Here is an 18,974-nt window from a genome sequence, read left to right as displayed (position 1 = left end):
CTAAGGGGTTTAAAAACACCTGGAATGGACGATACTGTCCAAGTGAGAGACGGTGATTGGTCGAAAACGTCCATGCCCCAGAATGCCGCTTCACTCCGGCTTATCCAGTTCAGCCAGCAACTGAATTGCCCGGCTGACAAAAGGTGGAACATGGTGAGTGTCGATGCTTTTCAGAATGGAAGACAGCAAGGCAACCGCTTCAGCTTTTCGTAGCGATTGCCCTAATAAACGAGCCAGTTCACTGGTAGCAATAATTTGTGCGGGAATAATACCCAATGTTTGCGCACTCGCGATGGCGCAGCGAAAGCCTTGTTCAGCGCCAACAATGTCATTCAATGCAAGTCTGGCACGGGCTTTGACGACCATCAACTCACTAAGATAGGCGCGTTCTTGATACTTAAATGCCAAGTCCAATGCCTGTGACATCAGCACATCACATTGTTGCGGCTCACCTGATTGCAGCAATAACTCGCCACGTTTCCATGCCTGGAAGGAGTGAAAAAGCTTTCCTCCCTGGCATAACAGATGGCTATCATAACCCTCAATCATATGCTGTTCAGCCTGAACATAGTCATGCTGCATGAGCAAATAACACCCCTTCAGTACCTTCCCTAACCCCTGATAAAAAGTAAATCCATATTGCTGCGCCTGCACTTCTAATTCGTGGGTCAAGCGACCTAAACTGTCACGGTCTTCGAACAAGCAAGCAAGCCACGCCGCGCCCCGTAAGGAGATAACCCGATGAAAAGCAATAATGTCTTCACCCATAGCACGTGAGGCCAGTTTTTGGGCTACCTCTCTGGATTTTTTAAATTCACCGAGTTGAAATAAAGCCAGCCCTTTCAGGGTCAGCGCCATGCCAACCAAATCCAATCCTTGTTGATCGGCATACTCGCAAGGGGTAGTCAGTAACTTACTGCGAGCTAAACATGTTAAGACTTCTTGATTATCCCCCAACCAAAATAGGGTACTGGCAAGAGCGATATGTGCTTCACTCCATATTGACGCGGTTTTTTCAGTCAGACCCCATTGCAGTAATTCCTGAGCCAGAGTGCGGACATGCGGTAAATCAAGGGTCACCAACTGGGCCGACCAACGCCAAAAGAGTAATCCTGCCAGCTCAGACTCATCACCTGCTTTTTTACCTAGCGCGATGGCATCATTATGATATTTAAGCGCATCATGGCTTAACCAACCATAAAGTATTTGATAGCTGATACTGAGTTGGCGATAGAGCTTGTAATGAAGCTGTCGAACCTCTTCATCCAAGGTGATTCCCAGCAGTAGTTGTAACCCTTTCTGTAAATCAACGATGGCTTCATGGTAGGCGGAGCAATTCATTAACCGCATACCTTCCTGCAAGTGTTGTAATGCTATTGGCCGTTTATCCATCCGGCCATGAATTCGCCGTTCCACTGACTTACGACTAATCCCTAATAGTTGTGCCGCTGCGGTTTTATTACCGGTAGTACGCTGCAACGCTCGGTCTATCAATAACTGCTCCACCGCAACGAGCTTATCAGCCCCCGGCAATGCCAGCATGGCATCAGCAAGCAGGTCAGATGACACTTTCACTTCGAGTTGTGAGGTTGGCATAAAGGTATCCAACACCTCACGCGTAATTAAATGGCTATCAGATAATGCCGCAAGCCTGTCGACCAGATTGCGCAATTCCCGCACATTACCCGGCCAGGGATACTGCTGTAAGTAAGACATAGCATGAGAATTGAAAACTAACGGGTGAGTTTGTAACCCTGAGAAATAGTCAATTAATGCGGGGATATCCTCCCTTCGCTGGCTGAGAGCAGGAATATCCAGAGTAATGACACCTAAGCGGTAATAGAGGTCTTCCCTAAAAACACCACTTTTTACCTGAGCAAGTAAATTTCGGTGAGTGGCAGCGACCACTCGCCCATTAAAGTGGCGAATGTCGCTGCTGCCGATAGGCCGGAAAGTACGGGTTTCCAATGCACGCAATAGCTTAGGCTGCACTGACAGAGGCATTTCACCTATTTCATCTAAAAATAGCGTGCCATTACCGACCATTTCCAGATGACCACGCCGATCACCAGAGGCACCCGTAAACGCACCTTTAACATGACCAAATAGCTCAGCTTCAACCAAATGCTCAGGGATTGCGCCACAGTTGAGATCAATAAATGGAGCTGAAGGATTTTTGCTACGTTGGTGTATCAGTTGGGCAATAACTTCTTTTCCACACCCAGTAGGGCCACAAATCAGTAAAGTTTGTTGTGATGGCGCAACCCGGTCAACTAAACGTAAAAGTTGCTTAAATGCTGCGGATGAACCAATAACATTAATTGATGTTTTCTCATTACATACCATCATAACTCCCTCCTTGACACCAAGGATGGGGAATCAAAATCGAACCATCTGGAGGTGATTGCTGTGATTCAAAAAGAAATAAGACAAGTATCTATGCATGATTTTATTTAATTATATCAATCATATTTAGTATATTGGTCAGTGGGTAACACTGAGAAAATTACTTTTTGATTCGCCTCCAAAAAATGATCAATCAGAAACATGAATATATAACTGTAAGTTATCTATTGAATATTGCACATACCACAGCAAAGAATTCGATAAATTAGTGCGAGGGGTCACAGGAAAAGAATGTATAGATAGAAAGCGGGAGGATAAAAGAAAGTTATAAATGTACACCCGCTCATCTGTTATCAGTAAAGCGGACATAGCGGAGGGCGTGAATTAACTCACGGCATCCTCTCCAGCAGCAACTGGCAACACCATGTAAGTTCCTGAGAAAACAGCACCAGCATCTTCATCACCAAATAGATTCACGTCTAACTGCACTCTGGCACGACGGCCACGGGCCAATCTATCCAGATCACCACTCAGGGAACTTAGCTCAGCCACAGCCCGGGGCCGACCAGTAACCGGCGCACTGTAACGAATGTGGGCATCAGCGAGAATAATCGTGCCGCCCAAATGGCGCTCACGCAATAATAGCCAAATCAAGCCCCAGCCCGTCAGGGTCGCCAACGAAAAAAGGCTGCCAGCAAATAAGGTATGGTGAGGATTTTGATTACCCGCCTCTGGCATGGTAGTGACGAAACGCTGGCCGGTATATTGGCTGATGCGCACCCCCATTTTTTCACTAAGCGGAATATGGTCGTACCAGGCTTGCTGCAACTGACCGCACCAATCAGGGCGATGCAGAATATCGTCCATGGTCACAACCGGTTTTATCATTAAAAAGTGGCGCACAGGTGTGGTTTGCGGGGCGGTTATTTCCCCCTGACTGACAAAGCCCAGCTTGGCGAAGAAATCTACCGCATCTTCACGCGCGCTACACACAACTCGCTTCACCCCTTCCTGCCGCGCAACTGACTCTAAGGTCATTGCCACCAGCGTTCCCAAACCTTTGGCGCGCACTGATGGGTCAACGGCCAAAAAACGAATCGCAGCCTCATTATCTGCATTGATATATAACCGCCCAATAGCGACAGGTTTACCCTGCTCATCCACCACCATTTGATGATGGGCCATCGCATCATAAGCATCTTTCTCTGAGCCAACCGGTTGGTGCAACGGCTTGCGTAACATTTCCCAGCGGAATTGATAATAATCTTTGAGTTCTTGTTCTGTTATGGGCACACGCAAGTGATACATAGAAGCATTCTCTTTTTAAAATTATCAATAAAATAACCCTCAGTTTTGGGCACTATTCTGCCTCTAGACCTGTAACCAGAAAGTCACTGGGCCATCGTTTACCAAACTGACTTTCATATCTGCGGCAAATAATCCCGTTTCCGTTTTTACACCACGCTCACGACACTGGGCAACAAAATACTGATAAAGCCGATCAGCTTCTGCCGGAACTGCACCACGGGAAAAGCTTGGTCTCATGCCTTTTTGCGTATCTGCCACTAGTGTAAATTGCGAGACGACTAGCACACTGCCACCAGCTTGCAGGACGTTGAGATTCATTTTGTCGTTCTCATCGCCAAAAATCCGGTACCCCAAAACCTTTTCACATAGACGCTGTGCTTTTTGCTCGGTGTCCTCTTGTTCGACCCCCAGCAATATCAATAATCCAGGCCCAATCTCACCAACAACATTCCCATCTACGACAACACTGGCGCTAAGCGCCCGTTGAATCAACGCAATCATAATGCCTTACATCTCCTGACTCTGGTTTTCCTCAATGACCACTTTAGACCGCTGTGCTCGATACTCACCCAAGGTCACGGTGATTTCTGCCCCCAGTAGCACGATGCACCAACTCCAGTAAACCCAAAGGAATAAGATGGGGATAACCGCCAGCACCCCGTAAATCAACTGATAAGACGGAAACAGCGTGATATACATCGTGAATCCTTTCTTACCCAATTCGAAGAGCAATGCAGCCACCAGCGCACCAATAAGTGCATCCCGGGCGGGCACCCGTACTGTCGGAACCACACTGTACAATAACCAAAAAGAAACCCAGGAAATCAAGAGCGGAAATAGCCGTAATGTCTCATCAATCATGCTGTCTACCTGGGCATTTGCCAGCCATTGCAATGAAAGCAGGTATGAGCTGATCACCATACTGGCCCCGACGAGAATTGGCCCTAATGTCAGTACCATCCAATAAACGGCAAATGAAAACACCAGTGACCGGTGAACCTTACTGCGCCAAATAATGTTAAGCACACTGTCGACGGAGTAAATCAGCAGCAGTGCTGTCACAATCAAGCCGCTGGTGCCCACCACCGTCATACGATTTGAGTTGGCAACAAACTGCTCAAGGTAGTTTTGGATAATATCGCCAGTGGCAGGCATAAAATTGGCAAATATGAAGGCTTTCAATTTTATGCTGATATCAGCAAACATGGGAAAAGCCGCGAACAGAGCAAAAATCACAGTGACCAATGGCACTAGAGAAAGTAATGACACATACGCCAAATGCCCAGCCAGCATGGTTAACCCATCTTTATCTATTCGGGTGTAGAGCATTCGCCCGAACGTAATGTAGGGTTTTAAAGATGCAGATAAGCGAAAACGCAGAAAACTCGCCATGTTTATCTCTCAGTCAATACCGGTGTTTAGGCTCGGTTATGGGTTAGCGTGATATTTAAGGCTAACCCATTAACGTCTGGAGTAAGAACTTATCAGGGAAAATAAGCAGGAATAACCTTTCGGTCTATGACATGAATTGCGGTGATACCTACAATTCTGGCTGCAACAACATTTGCTTCAACATCATCAAAGAATACCGCCTGCTCCGCCGGGATGTTTTCCGCACTCAGCACATGCTGATAAATTCTCGCTTCCGGCTTGCGCATGCCCAAATCCTGGGACAGATACATATGGTCAGCGGCGGCAGCCACTTCAGGGTAATGTTGGGGCCAGTAATTACAATGCAGCCGGTTAGTATTGGATAACACCACCACCCGATGCCCTTCCTGACGCAACTTTTGCATAATGGCGATCACTTCCGGGCGCAAAGCGACAAATACCGCCTGCCAGCCTTCGGCAAACTGTTCAAAACTTAGAGATAGCCCCATCTCATCACTGAGCTGGTGAGCAAACTCTTCATCGCTAATTTCACCGCGCTCATGCTGCTGGAAGACCTCGCCCATGGTAAACCGCTCACTCAACGTCGCCAGCGGGACACTGCTTAATTTGCTCCAAACGCCCAATACGCGTTTGAAGTCGATATCGACAATCACATTACCTAGATCAAAGATATACAGCATGGCGCTCTCCCAATTAGATGGTGAGTTTCACTGTAACGGGAAAAGGGAAAACTGAACAGAGAGAGGAAGAAAAAGGAGGGGTCAGTCAGGAAAAATAATATTTTACCGCAGCGGAAAAAAATAAAAAGTATCCCCAAAGGCATTGGAGTTGCAACAAGGCGGCAAGTGAATTCATCCCGATGAGCTTACACAGGTAAGTGATTCGGGTGAGTGAGCGAAGCTAACACAGTTGCAGCTTCAAGGAAGCAGAGGATAGAACTCAGGGCGCTTTTCGCGCCCTAAGTATCAGCAGTACCAAGAAGAATTAACCTTCTTTAGGACCACGACCTGCACGCTTACGATCGTTTTCCGTCAGGTGACGCTTACGGATACGAATTGATTGCGGGGTAACTTCTACCAATTCATCGTCATCGATGAATTCCAGTGCCTGTTCAAGAGTTTTCTTCAAGAAAGGAACCAGAGTGGTTGCTTCGTCAGTACCGGATGCACGCATGTTGGTCAGTTGCTTACCGGTCAGGCAGTTTACAGTCAGGTCGTTAGAACGTGAGTGAATACCGATGATCTGGCCTTCATACACTTCAGTCGCGTGACCAATAAACAGCTTGCCGCGGTCTTGCAGTTTGTACAGTGCGAATGCCACAGCTTTACCCTGACCGTTAGAGATCAGTACGCCGTTTTGACGTTGGCCGATCTCGCCTGGACGCACATCATCGTAGTGACTGAATGTGGAGTACAGCAGACCAGTACCAGAAGTCATAGTCATGAATTCAGTACGGAAGCCAATCAGGCCACGGCTTGGGATCATATAATCCAGACGAATGCGACCTTTGCCGTCTGGAACCATGTCCTTCACGTCACCCTTACGCTCACCCATGGCTTGCATTACTGCGCCCTGGTGCTGTTCTTCGATATCCAGAGTTACGCTTTCAAATGGTTCTTGATTACGGCCGTCGATAACACGGTTGATAACTTTAGGACGAGAAACAGCCAGCTCGAAACCTTCGCGGCGCATGTTTTCGATCAGAACCGACAGGTGAAGTTCACCACGGCCTGATACGCGGAATGCGTCAGCATCTTCAGTTTCTTCAACACGCAGTGCTACGTTATGAATCAGCTCTTTGTTCAAACGGTCAAGGATCTGACGTGAAGTCACGTACTTGCCTTCTTTACCACAGAACGGAGAGGTGTTAACGCAGAAATACATGGTAACAGTTGGTTCATCAACAGACAGTGCTGGCAATGCTTCAACAGCATTCACATCACAGATAGTGTCAGAGATGTTCAACTCGCCCAAACCGGTGATAGCAACGATATCGCCAGCTTCAGCCATAGTTGCTTCGATACGTTCCAGACCCATATGGCCCAGTACTTTAGCGATTTTACCGTTGCGGGTCTTACCTTCGCTATCGATAACAGTAACTTGCTGGTTAGGCTTAACAACACCACGTTTGATACGGCCGATGCCGATAACACCTACGTAGTTGTTGTAGTCCAACTGGGAGATTTGCATCTGCAATGGACCGGTGCTGTCTACGTCTGGTGCAGGCACATGGTCGATGATTGCCTGATACAGCGGAGTCATGTCTGCCGACATATCATTGTGGTCTTCGCCCGCAATACCCATCAATGCTGATGCGTAAATGATAGGGAAGTCCAGTTGTTCGTCAGTGGCATCCAGGTTTACGAACAGGTCGAACACCTGATCGACAACCCAATCAGGACGCGCGCCAGGACGGTCAACTTTGTTGATAACCACGATTGGTTTCAGACCATGAGCAAAGGCTTTTTTGGTCACGAAACGGGTCTGCGGCATCGGGCCATCCATTGCGTCGACGACCAGCAGCACAGAGTCAACCATAGACATTACACGCTCAACCTCACCACCGAAATCGGCGTGTCCTGGGGTATCCACGATGTTGATGCGGTAGTCTTTCCAGTTAATGGCGGTATTTTTCGCGAGGATGGTTATCCCACGCTCTTTCTCCAAATCGTTGGAGTCCATTACACGTTCAGTTGCTTCAGCACGTTCACCGAACGTACCAGATTGTTGTAGCAACTTATCAACCAGGGTAGTTTTCCCATGGTCAACGTGCGCAATAATGGCGATGTTACGCAGATTCTCGATCACAGCTTTTTTGCCTCAGGCATTTAGAAATAGCGCGCTATTGTACACGTATTAAGCGAGGGACTAAACAAGATCACAAACTTCTCTTATAAACAACCTGACGGCGGTTAGTTTGTGATCCCTTTCACGGTGCAAAAATAGCCTCTCGGCCCACCTTTGCACCAATACAGTGCCCAACGACGCAAATGAAGCACCAAAATAGTGCAATATAACTATCCTGGTGCATACTGAATATCAGCAGACCCCTATGATATGGCATAAACGGGGCGTTTGGAAAGTTGGCATAGATTTCGCAATAGACTTTATGACGCAGTTTAGCATGAATAACGGTCATGAAAAATCAGCATGAGCGTTAGCCTGAATAAAAAGATAACTGAACACCCAAACGATAATCGTTCCACGACGACTATGACAAATCCAGGAGATATAAGTATGTCCGCTGAACATGTTTTGACGATGCTGAATGAGCACGAAGTGAAATTTGTTGATTTGCGCTTCACCGATACCAAAGGGAAAGAGCAGCACATCACTATTCCGGCTCATCAGGTCAACGCTGACTTCTTCGAAGAAGGCAAAATGTTTGATGGCTCCTCGATTGGTGGCTGGAAAGGCATTAACGAATCCGACATGGTACTGATGCCAGACGCCAGCACCGCTGTTATGGATCCGTTCTTCGAAGATTCCACACTGATTATCCGTTGTGACATTCTTGAGCCAGGTACCCTGCAAGGCTATGATCGCGACCCACGTTCAATCTCAAAACGCGCAGAAGAGTTCCTGAAATCTTCAGGTATCGCAGATACCGTGCTGTTTGGGCCAGAACCAGAATTCTTCCTGTTTGACGATGTTCGTTTTGGTAGCAGTATCCGTGGCTCTCATGTCGCTATCGATGACATCGAAGGCGCATGGAACTCCAGCACCAAATACGAAGGCGGCAACAAAGGCCACCGTCCGGCAGTGAAAGGCGGTTACTTCCCAGTTCCTCCGGTTGATTCTTCACAGGACCTGCGTTCTACCATGTGTCTGACCATGGAAGAAATGGGCCTGGTAGTAGAAGCGCATCACCATGAAGTGGCTACCGCTGGTCAGAACGAAGTGGCTACTCGCTTCAATACCATGACCAAGAAAGCCGATGAAATTCAGATCTACAAATATGTGGTGCACAACGTGGCACACGCATTCGGCAAAACTGCGACCTTTATGCCAAAACCAATGTTTGGTGATAATGGTTCAGGCATGCACTGCCATATGTCTTTGTCCAAGAACGGTACTAACCTGTTCGCCGGTGACAAATATGCTGGCCTGTCTGAAATGGCGCTGTTCTACATCGGCGGTATCATCAAGCACGCAAAAGCAATTAACGCCTTGGCTAACCCAACGACTAACTCCTACAAGCGTTTGGTCCCAGGCTACGAAGCTCCGGTCATGTTGGCATACTCTGCCCGTAACCGTTCAGCTTCTATCCGTATCCCAGTGGTTGCCAGCCCGAAAGCGCGTCGTATTGAAGCACGCTTCCCGGATCCAGCCGCTAACCCATACTTGTGCTTCGCAGCACTGCTGATGGCTGGTCTTGATGGCATCATCAACAAAATTCACCCAGGTGATGCGATGGACAAAAACCTGTATGACTTGCCACCGGAAGAAGAAGCAGAAATTCCAAAAGTTGCAGGTTCACTGGACGAAGCGATGGCTGCATTGAACGAAGACCGCGAGTTCCTGACCCGTGGTGGCGTGTTCACTGACGACGCCATCGATGCTTATATCGAACTGCGTAAAGAAGAAATGGACCGCGTTCGTATGACTCCGCACCCAGTTGAGTTCGAACTGTATTACAGCGTTTAATTTTAGTTAGCCGTTTTTTTTGTTGCCGTGGAAACTTTTGGCCCATCTTCGGATGGGCTTTTTTCTCCACTTTTCGTTTTCGTCATATTTCCTCTGGCTCAGTCACGACTGAACCGATTAGGATGTATTCACCAAAAGAGTGCAGGAGTCTGCGTAATGGCAACAGGCACGCTGCCCGATGCTGGGCAGATCCTTAATTCTCTCATTAATAGTATTCTGCTATTAGATGATGATTTGGCTATCCATTATGCCAATCCCGCTGCACAGCAACTTCTGGCGCAAAGCTCTCGTAAACTTTTTGGTACACCCCTGCCCGATTTATTAGGCTATTTTTCTCTTAATATCGACCTGATGCGGGAAAGTCTGATCGCCGGTCAAGGTTTTACCGATAACGAGGTGACCGTAGTTGTTGATGGCCGCGCGCATATTTTGTCGCTGACAGCACAATCACTGCCAGAAGGTTTTATATTGCTGGAAATGGCGCCGATGGATAATCAGCGTCGGTTAAGCCAAGAACAATTACAACATGCACAGCAAGTCGCAGCCCGTGATCTGGTTCGTGGGCTGGCTCATGAGATTAAGAACCCGTTAGGTGGCTTACGGGGGGCAGCACAATTATTGTCTAAAGCATTGCCTGATCCAGCATTGTTGGAATATACCAAAGTGATCATTGAGCAGGCAGACCGCTTACGTAACTTGGTTGATCGCTTATTAGGCCCACAACGGCCCGGTCAACACATCACACAAAGTATCCATCAGGTTGCTGAACGGGTTTGTCAGTTAGTCTCGCTGGAAAAACCGGATAATGTGACGTTAATCCGTGACTATGACCCAAGTTTGCCTGAACTGGCCCATGATCCAGACCAAATTGAACAAGTGTTGCTGAATATCACTCGTAATGCATTACAGGCTTTGGGGGGAGCTGGCGGCACTATTACGCTACGCACCCGTACTGCTTTTCAGATAACACTGCATGGTATGCGCTATCGTTTGAGCGCTCGCATTGATATTGAAGATGACGGTCCGGGCGTTCCAACGCAATTACAAGATACCGTGTTCTATCCGATGGTAAGTGGTCGCGAGGGGGGGACTGGCCTTGGCTTGTCTATCGCCCGTAATCTTATCGATCAACATTCGGGTAAAATTGAATTCAACAGTTGGCCGGGACATACCGAATTCTCGGTTTACCTGCCTATTCGCCAGTGAGGTTTCTATGCAACGAGGGATAGTCTGGATCGTCGATGACGATAGCTCCATCCGCTGGGTGCTTGAACGTGCACTGACTGGAGCAGGTCTGAACTGTGCAACCTTCGATACCGGTAACCAGGTGTTGGATGCACTCGCGACACAAACCCCGGATGTGTTGTTATCGGATATTCGCATGCCTGGCATGGACGGATTAGCCCTGCTGAAACAGATTAAGCAGCGCCACCCGATGCTCCCGGTCATCATAATGACGGCACATTCTGATTTGGATGCTGCGGTCAGTGCCTATCAGCAAGGGGCTTTTGATTACCTGCCTAAACCTTTTGATATTGATGAAGCCGTAGCTCTGGTTGAGCGGGCTATCAGCCATTATCAGGAGCAGCAGCAACCGGCACGCAGCCAACCCGCCAGCGGTCCAACCGCTGATATCATTGGCGAAGCACCGGCGATGCAAGACGTTTTCCGCATCATCGGCCGCTTATCTCGTTCTTCTATTAGTGTGCTGATTAACGGTGAGTCGGGTACCGGTAAAGAGTTAGTGGCCCATGCGTTACATCGCCACAGCCCACGGGCTAAAGCGCCGTTTATCGCGCTGAATATGGCGGCGATCCCGAAAGATTTAATTGAATCTGAATTATTCGGCCACGAGAAAGGTGCCTTTACCGGCGCGAATCAAGTGCGCCAGGGTCGTTTTGAACAAGCCGATGGCGGCACACTGTTTTTAGATGAAATCGGTGATATGCCATTGGATGTACAAACCCGCCTGTTACGCGTGCTGGCTGATGGTCAGTTTTATCGCGTCGGGGGTTACGCACCGGTCAAAGTAGATGTTCGTATTATTGCCGCTACCCACCAAAATCTGGAGCTGCGTGTTCAGGAAGGTAAATTCCGTGAGGATTTATTCCATCGTCTGAATGTGATTCGGGTACATCTGCCACCGCTGCGTGAACGTCGTGAAGACATTCCGCGTTTGGCTCGTTACTTCTTGCAAGTGGCGGCTAAAGAGTTAGGTGTGGAAGCCAAAAATCTGCACCCTGAGACCGAAGTGGCGCTAACCCGTCTGCCTTGGCAGGGTAACGTGCGCCAACTGGAAAACACCTGTCGCTGGCTGACGGTGATGGCTGCCGGGCAGGAAGTACTGACTCAGGATTTACCTTCTGAACTGTTTGAAACCAGCACGCCAGATGCTTCAGGTCAGCGGACGCCGGACAACTGGGCAACCCTATTGGCACAATGGGCTGAACGCGCCCTACGTTCTGGTCATCAGGACCTGTTATCTGAGGCACAGCCGGAAATGGAGCGTACGCTGTTAACCACGGCATTACGCCATACTCAAGGTCATAAGCAAGAAGCGGCACGTCTGCTGGGTTGGGGCCGCAACACCTTAACGCGTAAGTTAAAAGAGCTGGGAATGGAGTAGTTGGGAGAAAGAGAGTAATTCCTGCCTAAATTCCCCCTCAAGGTAATGTTGACCATTGAGGGGGAACATCATCAGATCACGCGTGAAAACTGCTGCTTGCGCGCCTGTTTCCGTAAATAGATATCGAAACACATACAAATATTACGAATCAGTAAGCGCCCGCGCGGTGTTACCCGAATGCCTTTATCATCCCGCTCCACCAGCCCATCTTGTTCGAAAGGTGCTAGTAGCTCAAAATCTTCAGCAAAATAATCTGCAAAACGAATACCATACTGCTGCTCAATCGGCTGATAGCTGATTTGGAAATTACAAATCAGCGTTTTAATCACATCACGGCGCAAGCAATCATCTTCAGTCATCGCCAAACCACGCCACAGCGCATTGCCACGCTGCTCCACGCAGGAATAGTAAGTCTTCAAATCTTTTTCATTCTGCGCATAGCTGTCACCCAACATGCTGATAGCAGAAACCCCCAAACCAAGTAAATCACTGTCGCCTTGGGTGGTATAACCTTGAAAATTACGGTGTAATTCACCTTCACGCTGCGCAATGGCTAATTCATCATCTGGCCGGGCAAAATGATCCATACCAATAAATTGATAGCCAGACTCAGTTAAGAAACTGATGGTGTGCTGCAAAATATCTAGCCGCTGTTCGGCGCTCGGCAGATCGGCATCTTTAATTTTACGTTGAGCAGCAAACAGACTCGGTAAATGTGCGTAATTGAACACACTCAGACGATCAGGATTCAGCTCTGCCACCCGTTTGAGGGTAAAAGCAAAACTCTCTGGTGTCTGTTTTGGCAAACCATAAATCAAATCGATATTGGTTGAGTTAAAACCAAGGGCTTTAGCGCGGGCAATCAGGGCAAAGATAAAATCCTCATCCTGCTCACGATTAACCAGCCGTTGAACCTCTTTATTAAAATCTTGCACCCCCATGCTTAGGCGGTTAAACCCCTCAGCACGCAGGTGATCAAGGACATCCAGTTCAATTTCACGTGGGTCCACTTCTATTGATTGCTCAGCACCGGGCAGGAAATCAAAGTTTTCACGCAACAGGTTCATCAGGTGGGTAATTTGTATTTTATTCAGGTAAGTGGGCGTACCACCGCCCCAGTGCATCTGGCTAACCTGACGCCCAACAAATAACGCCGCACGCTGGCGGATCTCTTTTTCCAAGACCGCCAGATACTCATCAGCTTTATGCTGTTGCCGCGTCACCAGCTTATTGCAGCCGCAGAAATAACACAGCTTATGGCAAAACGGGATATGCACATACAGCGACAAAGGCCGTTGTGGGTAACGCTTCACTGCCTGCTGAAAAGCAGATTCATTATAATCTTCACTGAATTCGAGCGCAGTGGGGTACGACGTATAGCGCGGCCCTGAATAATTATATTTTTGAATCAGGGATAAATCCCAAACTATAGCCTGCTCAGACATGTTCATTCCTTCCGATATTTGCGCCTACCGGGCCGGTTAGAGGGTAGATGTTTTCGTTGTCTGGCCGCAGTAGCACTGCGCAACCGCTTTCTTCGTTGCGACAGTAGCCATAGTTTACCCAATAACCACACTAGATAACATGTAAGCAGTAGGGCTATTATCGGGATCACCCAATTCATGGTTTAAAATGTATCTTTTGGGTTACCGCGTTTCAGCAATTGCAAAATGTCTTCCTGCTTTTCTTCTGGCGCTTCGTCATCTTCATCGTCGCCCAATTCAATACCCAATTGTTCCATTAGGGCATCAATACGATCCAACGTCAGATCAACATAAGCCTGATCTTCTTTGCTCAATACTTCATCATTATCCAGACGATCCAGCAATGCATCCAGACGCTCATCGTTTTCCAGCTTAGACAGCTCTTCTTCCGGCGTCAGACGTGGCTTAGCTTCAACTTTAGCCACCGGCTTAGTGGTTGGCTTAGCTTTAACCTTACTCTCAACCACCAGCGGCACAGGTACTTTACTGCCGATGCGTGGATCTTTCTCTTGAGTCTCGGACTGGCCCTTCTTATTGCTACCTTCTACATTGGTTCTCGCCCCTGAGCGATTGCCACTGTGTTTCTTCTGACGTTTACGCTCGCGAGCTTCGATATCAAGCTCTACACGGGTCTTTCTAATACGCTTAGGCGTCGCGGTGCCTTTCGGGGCCGCAATATTCGCGCGTGGTGCTTTATTTGGCTGCTTCATAACCTGTGCTCTTAAATGGGTAAATAAGTATGGGATCGGATTTAGTATAGGATTGGGCCGGAATCTAGCAGAAAGAAGAGAAAGAAAAAAGGCGGCAGATTAACCTGTCGCCCTTTTTCGCATCTTCTGCGGCAGGATATCCTTACAGCACACTCCCTGCACTGACATAACAACCGGATATCTCCCTCCTGCAATGCGCCATCCTTGCCATATCTGCGGCCCTCAAGGCAACTTAACCAACGCGCCTGCCAGTATACCTGAACCCTCTTACTTGAAGGGTATAAAAGATAAACCCCCTTTTTTTTGCCTGATGCAGTTATAATCGCTGCATGTAAGCTATCTCTCACGGAGACGACAAATTTTGACTATTAGAAACTATAACTATCACATGACCCACTTCGTCATCAGTGCTCCGGATATCCGCCATCTGCCACGTGATGAAGGTATTGAGGTGGCATTTGCTGGCCGTTCAAATGCCGGTAAATCGAGTGCACTTAATACGTTAACTAACCAGAAAGGTCTGGCCAGAACCAGTAAAACACCCGGCCGTACTCAGCTAATTAACCTATTTGAAGTCGTTGACGGTATTCGTCTGGTTGACTTACCGGGCTATGGCTATGCTGAAGTCCCGGAAGAGATGAAACTCAAATGGCAACGCGCGCTGGGTGAGTATTTGCAAAAGCGTAACTGTCTGAAAGGATTAGTTGTGTTGATGGATATTCGCCATCCACTGAAAGATTTAGATCAGCAAATGATTACCTGGGCGGTTGCGGTTGGCACCCCGGTTCTATTATTGCTGACCAAAGCGGATAAGCTGGCTTCTGGCGCCCGTAAGGCTCAATTGAACATGGTGCGAGAAGCGATTATTCCATTTATGGGTGATATTCAGGTTGAAGCTTTCTCTTCTTTGAAAAAGATTGGCGTCGAAAAACTCCGGGAAAAACTGGATACCTGGTTTAACGAGATACCACCAGAAGTTATGATTGATGATTATGACGATGAAGGTGAGTAAGCGCTAACAGCAGCCCGCAAGGGCTGTTATCCCCAAGGGTGATGTTTTATATCGCCCTGAGTTAATACCTGGCAATACCACGTCCCCCCTAGAGTAAAAATCATCAAACCATATTTTCACGGGTAATGCCGGGCTGTTTCCCTATCGGTTCGCGAAAAGTGCTCACAAATCCCAATAAAAAACGCCCCAGTCAATAAATGACTGGGGCGGCTAATATATAGCCAAATCCGATTACGTGAAGTAAAAGGTCTGAAAGATAGAACATCTTACCTCTGTACCCTACGTCTGTAACTCTACATCATTTTTTCGCGGGGCAAAAGAATTTTTTGTTGTATAGTTACACAAATTGGCACGATTCAGCGCACATCTTCCCCGCATAATGGCGGATAAATGTAGCTTAATTACATAAAATGCTTTATTTATCGCCACTTACCCACAAAGCTAGTGAGCCTGGTCCCAGTTATCACCAACACCGACATCCACCTTCAGTGGTACCGCCAGTTGCATACTCTGCTCCATCAGTTCACGAATCTTTTGTTCCGCGCTTTCCAATACACTTTCATGCACTTCAAACACTAATTCATCGTGTACCTGCATGATTACTCGCACCAATGGTTCTGGTTCCTGTTGTAACCAGGCATCCACTGCAATCATTGCCCGTTTGATAATATCAGCGGCGGTACCTTGCATTGGCGCATTGATAGCTTCACGTTCAGCAGCTTTACGGCGAGTTGCATTACGAGAATGAATATCTGGCAAATAGAGGCGACGGCCATCCAGCGTGGTGACATAACCTTGATCGGCGGCTTGCTTACGTGTGCGCTCCATGTATTCCAACACACCGGGATAGCGCTCAAAATAGAGATCCATATAGCGCTGCGCCTCTCCACGGGGAATGCTTAACTGTCGCGCCAGACCAAAAGCGCTCATACCATAAATAAGACCAAAGTTAATGGCCTTGGCACTGCGGCGTTGTTCAGTTGTGACCTTTTCCAGTGGCATACCAAAGACTTCCGCCGCTGTCGCACGGTGGATATCTTTTCCCGCAGCAAATGCAGCTAATAGCCCTTTATCCTGCGACAAGTGCGCCATAATACGCAGCTCAATCTGTGAGTAGTCAGCCGCCATAATGCGATAGCCTTGGGGCGCAATAAAAGCCTGCCGTATACGACGCCCTTCTTCATTCCGCACTGGAATGTTTTGCAGGTTAGGATCACGTGAGGACAAACGCCCTGTCGCTGTCACCGCCTGGTGATAAGAGGTATGGACCCGGCCCGAAACTGGGTTAATCATCAACGGCAGCTTGTCGGTATAGGTACTTTTCAGCTTAGCCAGACCACGATATTCAAGGATCACCTTCGGCAACGGGTAATCTAATGCCAGCTCAGCCAACACTTCTTCATTAGTTGACGCGGCCCCGCCAGGGGTTTTCTTCAAGATGGGCAGTTTTTGTTTTTCGTACAAAATGGTCTGAAGCTGCTTAGGTGATGCCAGGTTGAACGGCTCTTCAGCCAATTCATGAGCCTGTTTTTCTAACTCATCAAGGCGGATAGTCAGCTCTTTTGAATGTGCGGCCAAGATATTCTGGTCAATCAAGACACCAGTGCGCTCGATGCGAGACAGAATTGGCAATAGCGGCATCTCAATTTCCTGGAATACCCGCTTTAACCCTTCACTTTGTTGCAGTTTTGGCCACAGCACCAGATGCAACTGTAGCGTAACGTCGGCATCTTCTGCGGCATAAGGGCCTGCTTGTTCCAACGCAATTTGATTAAAGGTTAGTTGGTTTTTACCCTTACCGGCGATCTCTTCAAAGGTAATAGTTTTGTGGTTGAGATAACGTTCTGCCAGACTATCCATATCATGGCGACCAGCAACACTGTCTAAAACGTAAGATTCCAGCATAGTATCGAAAGCGATACCGCGCAGCTCAATGCCATAACGTGCCAGCATACTTTGGTCAAACTTGAGATTCTGGCCAACTTTAAGGGCTTTATCGTCTTCCAGTAGTGGTTTTAGCGTGGCCAAAACCCAATCCCGGTCGAGCTGTGCAGGAGAGTCCAAATAATCATGCGCCAAGGGTAAATAAGCGGCTTCGCCTGGTGCAACGGCAAAAGAGATACCAATTAAATTGCTGCTAAGCGTATCCAGGCCGTCAGTCTCAGTATCAAACGCGAAAACCTCTGCTTTTTTGAGGCGCTCAATCCACTCTACTAAGGATTTCTCATCCAAAATGGTCTGATAATTTTCTTGTGATAGTACTGCGGTGACCTCAACCGCATCAGCTGGCTCTACTGCCACAAAAGCTTTATTACTTGTTTGTGCCGTTGGCCGATCTTTTTTACCGTCCAGCCATTTGCCCGCTTCTACATCCACTAACCAGCGCTTAAATTCATAACGGCTGAATAACTGATGTAATTGATCATCATCTGGGGGGGAAACTTTTAGCTCATCACAAGTCACATCCAATTCAACATCTGTTTTAATGGTGGCTAATTTATAGGAGAGATAAGCAACATCTTTATTCTGCTCTAACTTGGCTGACATGGTTTTGGCACCACGGAATGTCAGTGTGGATATTTTATCCAAATTACTGAACAGCGCATCCAGCCCACCCAAACCTTGCAATAAAGCTTGTGCGGTCTTTTCGCCAACACCTGGAACCCCTGGAATATTGTCTGAGGAATCCCCCATTAGTGCTAGAAAATCAATAATCAATTCAGGAGGAACACCATATTTTTCACAGACTTCCTGTGGCCCCAAAATAGCGTTATTCATTGTATTGATTAAAGTGATATTTGGCGTAACTAATTGCGCCATATCCTTATCACCGGTACTGATTAATACAGCATGACCTGCTTTTTCAGCTTCCTGCGCTAAAGTACCAATAACATCGTCGGCCTCAACACCGGAGACAACCAATAAAGGTAGCCCCATTGCCTTAACCATTTGGTGCAACGGCTCAATTTGAGCTCGCAAATCATCTGGCATCGGTGGCCGGTGGGATTTATAGTCAGCGAAAAGCTCATCACGGAATGTTTTACCTTTAGCATCGAATACTACCGCTACATGGCTAGGACGATATTGCAGCAATAGACTGCGCAACATGTTCAACACGCCGTACATCGCCCCCGTTGGTTCACCGCTGCCGTTGGTCAGTGGTGGGAACGCATGGTAAGCACGATAGAGGTAAGAGGAACCGTCAACGAGGATCAATGGGTTTTCTGCAATCTGGGCCATAGGGTTTCTTCATCTTTATTCAGCAAGGTCTAACGCTAAGAATGCCATAGCTGGCGACAAGAGACGAATTTTAGCGTCCATTGTTGTGCGAAAGAGAGCATTTTTACGTAGTGATCCTGAAGATCCAATCTGTGGATAACTTTGTGAGTAAAAGCATGTGCAGATTATATCTGCTCTACTTATTTTTTAGAGGTAATATTTAAAATTAT

General features: G+C 47.7%; 13 protein-coding genes. 4 read left to right on the top strand and 9 right to left on the bottom strand.

Annotated features, from left to right (window positions below; genetic code table 11):
- Positions 1–90: 90 nt before the first annotated feature.
- The 6 genes from V2A85_RS13690 to typA all read right to left on the bottom strand — a co-directional run bounded on the left by V2A85_RS13690 (position 91) and on the right by typA (position 7,854).
- Positions 91–2,349 (bottom strand): sigma-54 interaction domain-containing protein, encoded by a 2,259-nt coding sequence (locus tag V2A85_RS13690; protein WP_420071655.1) that lies wholly within the window; start codon positions 2,347–2,349, stop codon positions 91–93.
- A gap of 381 nt (positions 2,350–2,730) precedes the next feature.
- Positions 2,731–3,654 (bottom strand): fatty acid biosynthesis protein FabY, encoded by a 924-nt coding sequence (fabY, locus tag V2A85_RS13685; RefSeq protein ID WP_083161639.1) that lies wholly within the window; start codon positions 3,652–3,654, stop codon positions 2,731–2,733.
- Between the two features lie 63 nt (positions 3,655–3,717).
- Positions 3,718–4,155, bottom strand: coding sequence for a D-aminoacyl-tRNA deacylase (gene dtd, locus V2A85_RS13680; protein WP_372560160.1), 438 nt, complete (start codon positions 4,153–4,155; stop codon positions 3,718–3,720).
- 6 nt (positions 4,156–4,161) lie between these two features.
- Entirely contained in the window at positions 4,162–5,046 is an 885-nt protein-coding gene (locus V2A85_RS13675; RefSeq protein ID WP_420071654.1) for a virulence factor BrkB family protein, read from the bottom strand.
- Between the two features lie 92 nt (positions 5,047–5,138).
- Positions 5,139–5,726 carry a glucose-1-phosphatase gene (gene yihX, locus V2A85_RS13670; protein WP_372560161.1) on the bottom strand — a complete coding sequence of 196 codons (588 nt, stop codon included), beginning with the start codon at positions 5,724–5,726 and terminating at the stop codon, positions 5,139–5,141.
- Between the two features lie 304 nt (positions 5,727–6,030).
- Complete coding sequence (gene typA / locus V2A85_RS13665) at positions 6,031–7,854, bottom strand: ribosome-dependent GTPase TypA (RefSeq protein WP_042568870.1); 1,824 nt, start codon at positions 7,852–7,854, stop codon at positions 6,031–6,033.
- 429 nt (positions 7,855–8,283) lie between these two features.
- On the opposite strand from typA, the gene glnA reads away from it, so the two are divergent.
- The 3 genes from glnA (at position 8,284) to glnG (ending at position 12,319) form a co-directional block, all read left to right on the top strand.
- Positions 8,284–9,693, top strand: coding sequence for a glutamate--ammonia ligase (glnA, locus tag V2A85_RS13660; protein WP_004392048.1), 1,410 nt, complete (start codon positions 8,284–8,286; stop codon positions 9,691–9,693).
- Between the two features lie 156 nt (positions 9,694–9,849).
- Positions 9,850–10,899 (top strand): nitrogen regulation protein NR(II), encoded by a 1,050-nt coding sequence (gene glnL, locus V2A85_RS13655; RefSeq protein ID WP_083161629.1) that lies wholly within the window; start codon positions 9,850–9,852, stop codon positions 10,897–10,899.
- A 7-nt stretch (positions 10,900–10,906) separates the two neighbouring features.
- Positions 10,907–12,319 (top strand): nitrogen regulation protein NR(I), encoded by a 1,413-nt coding sequence (gene glnG / locus V2A85_RS13650; protein ID WP_042568869.1) that lies wholly within the window; start codon positions 10,907–10,909, stop codon positions 12,317–12,319.
- Positions 12,320–12,390: 71 nt separating this feature from the next.
- Here the strand turns inward: glnG and hemN are convergent, their stop codons facing one another.
- Positions 12,391–13,764, bottom strand: a complete 1,374-nt coding sequence (gene hemN / locus V2A85_RS13645; protein ID WP_372560162.1) for an oxygen-independent coproporphyrinogen III oxidase — start codon at positions 13,762–13,764, stop codon at positions 12,391–12,393.
- 182 nt (positions 13,765–13,946) lie between these two features.
- On the bottom strand, positions 13,947–14,513 hold the full coding sequence (gene yihI, locus V2A85_RS13640) for a Der GTPase-activating protein YihI (RefSeq protein ID WP_083161625.1): 567 nt from the start codon (positions 14,511–14,513) through the stop codon (positions 13,947–13,949).
- 361 nt (positions 14,514–14,874) lie between these two features.
- Between yihI and yihA the strand changes: the two genes are divergently transcribed.
- Complete coding sequence (gene yihA / locus V2A85_RS13635; RefSeq protein WP_372560163.1) at positions 14,875–15,525, top strand: ribosome biogenesis GTP-binding protein YihA/YsxC; 651 nt, start codon at positions 14,875–14,877, stop codon at positions 15,523–15,525.
- Positions 15,526–15,966: 441 nt separating this feature from the next.
- Here yihA and polA read toward each other — a convergent pair whose 3' ends face one another.
- On the bottom strand, positions 15,967–18,765 hold the full coding sequence (gene polA, locus V2A85_RS13630; protein WP_420071653.1) for a DNA polymerase I: 2,799 nt from the start codon (positions 18,763–18,765) through the stop codon (positions 15,967–15,969).
- Positions 18,766–18,974: the final 209 nt, after the last annotated feature.

It is taken from the genome of Yersinia sp. 1252 StPb PI (genome assembly GCF_048593885.1).
In the GTDB taxonomy this organism is placed as follows: Bacteria; Pseudomonadota; Gammaproteobacteria; order Enterobacterales; family Enterobacteriaceae; genus Yersinia; species Yersinia enterocolitica_E.
This window is presented reverse-complemented; position numbering and strand designations above follow the sequence as displayed.

Excerpts from the sequence above, each read along its gene's own strand:
- V2A85_RS13690 (WP_420071655.1), bottom strand. The coding sequence starts at position 2,349 with ATGATGGTATGTAATGAGAAAACATCAATTAATGTTATTGGTTCATCC.
- fabY (WP_083161639.1), bottom strand. The coding sequence starts at position 3,654 with ATGTATCACTTGCGTGTGCCCATAACAGAACAAGAACTCAAAGATTAT.
- dtd (WP_372560160.1), bottom strand. The coding sequence starts at position 4,155 with ATGATTGCGTTGATTCAACGGGCGCTTAGCGCCAGTGTTGTCGTAGAT.
- V2A85_RS13675 (WP_420071654.1), bottom strand. The coding sequence starts at position 5,046 with ATGGCGAGTTTTCTGCGTTTTCGCTTATCTGCATCTTTAAAACCCTAC.
- yihX (WP_372560161.1), bottom strand. The coding sequence starts at position 5,726 with ATGCTGTATATCTTTGATCTAGGTAATGTGATTGTCGATATCGACTTC.
- glnA (WP_004392048.1), top strand. The coding sequence starts at position 8,284 with ATGTCCGCTGAACATGTTTTGACGATGCTGAATGAGCACGAAGTGAAA.
- glnL (WP_083161629.1), top strand. The coding sequence starts at position 9,850 with ATGGCAACAGGCACGCTGCCCGATGCTGGGCAGATCCTTAATTCTCTC.
- glnG (WP_042568869.1), top strand. The coding sequence starts at position 10,907 with ATGCAACGAGGGATAGTCTGGATCGTCGATGACGATAGCTCCATCCGC.
- hemN (WP_372560162.1), bottom strand. The coding sequence starts at position 13,764 with ATGTCTGAGCAGGCTATAGTTTGGGATTTATCCCTGATTCAAAAATAT.
- yihI (WP_083161625.1), bottom strand. The coding sequence starts at position 14,513 with ATGAAGCAGCCAAATAAAGCACCACGCGCGAATATTGCGGCCCCGAAA.
- polA (WP_420071653.1), bottom strand. The coding sequence starts at position 18,765 with ATGGCCCAGATTGCAGAAAACCCATTGATCCTCGTTGACGGTTCCTCT.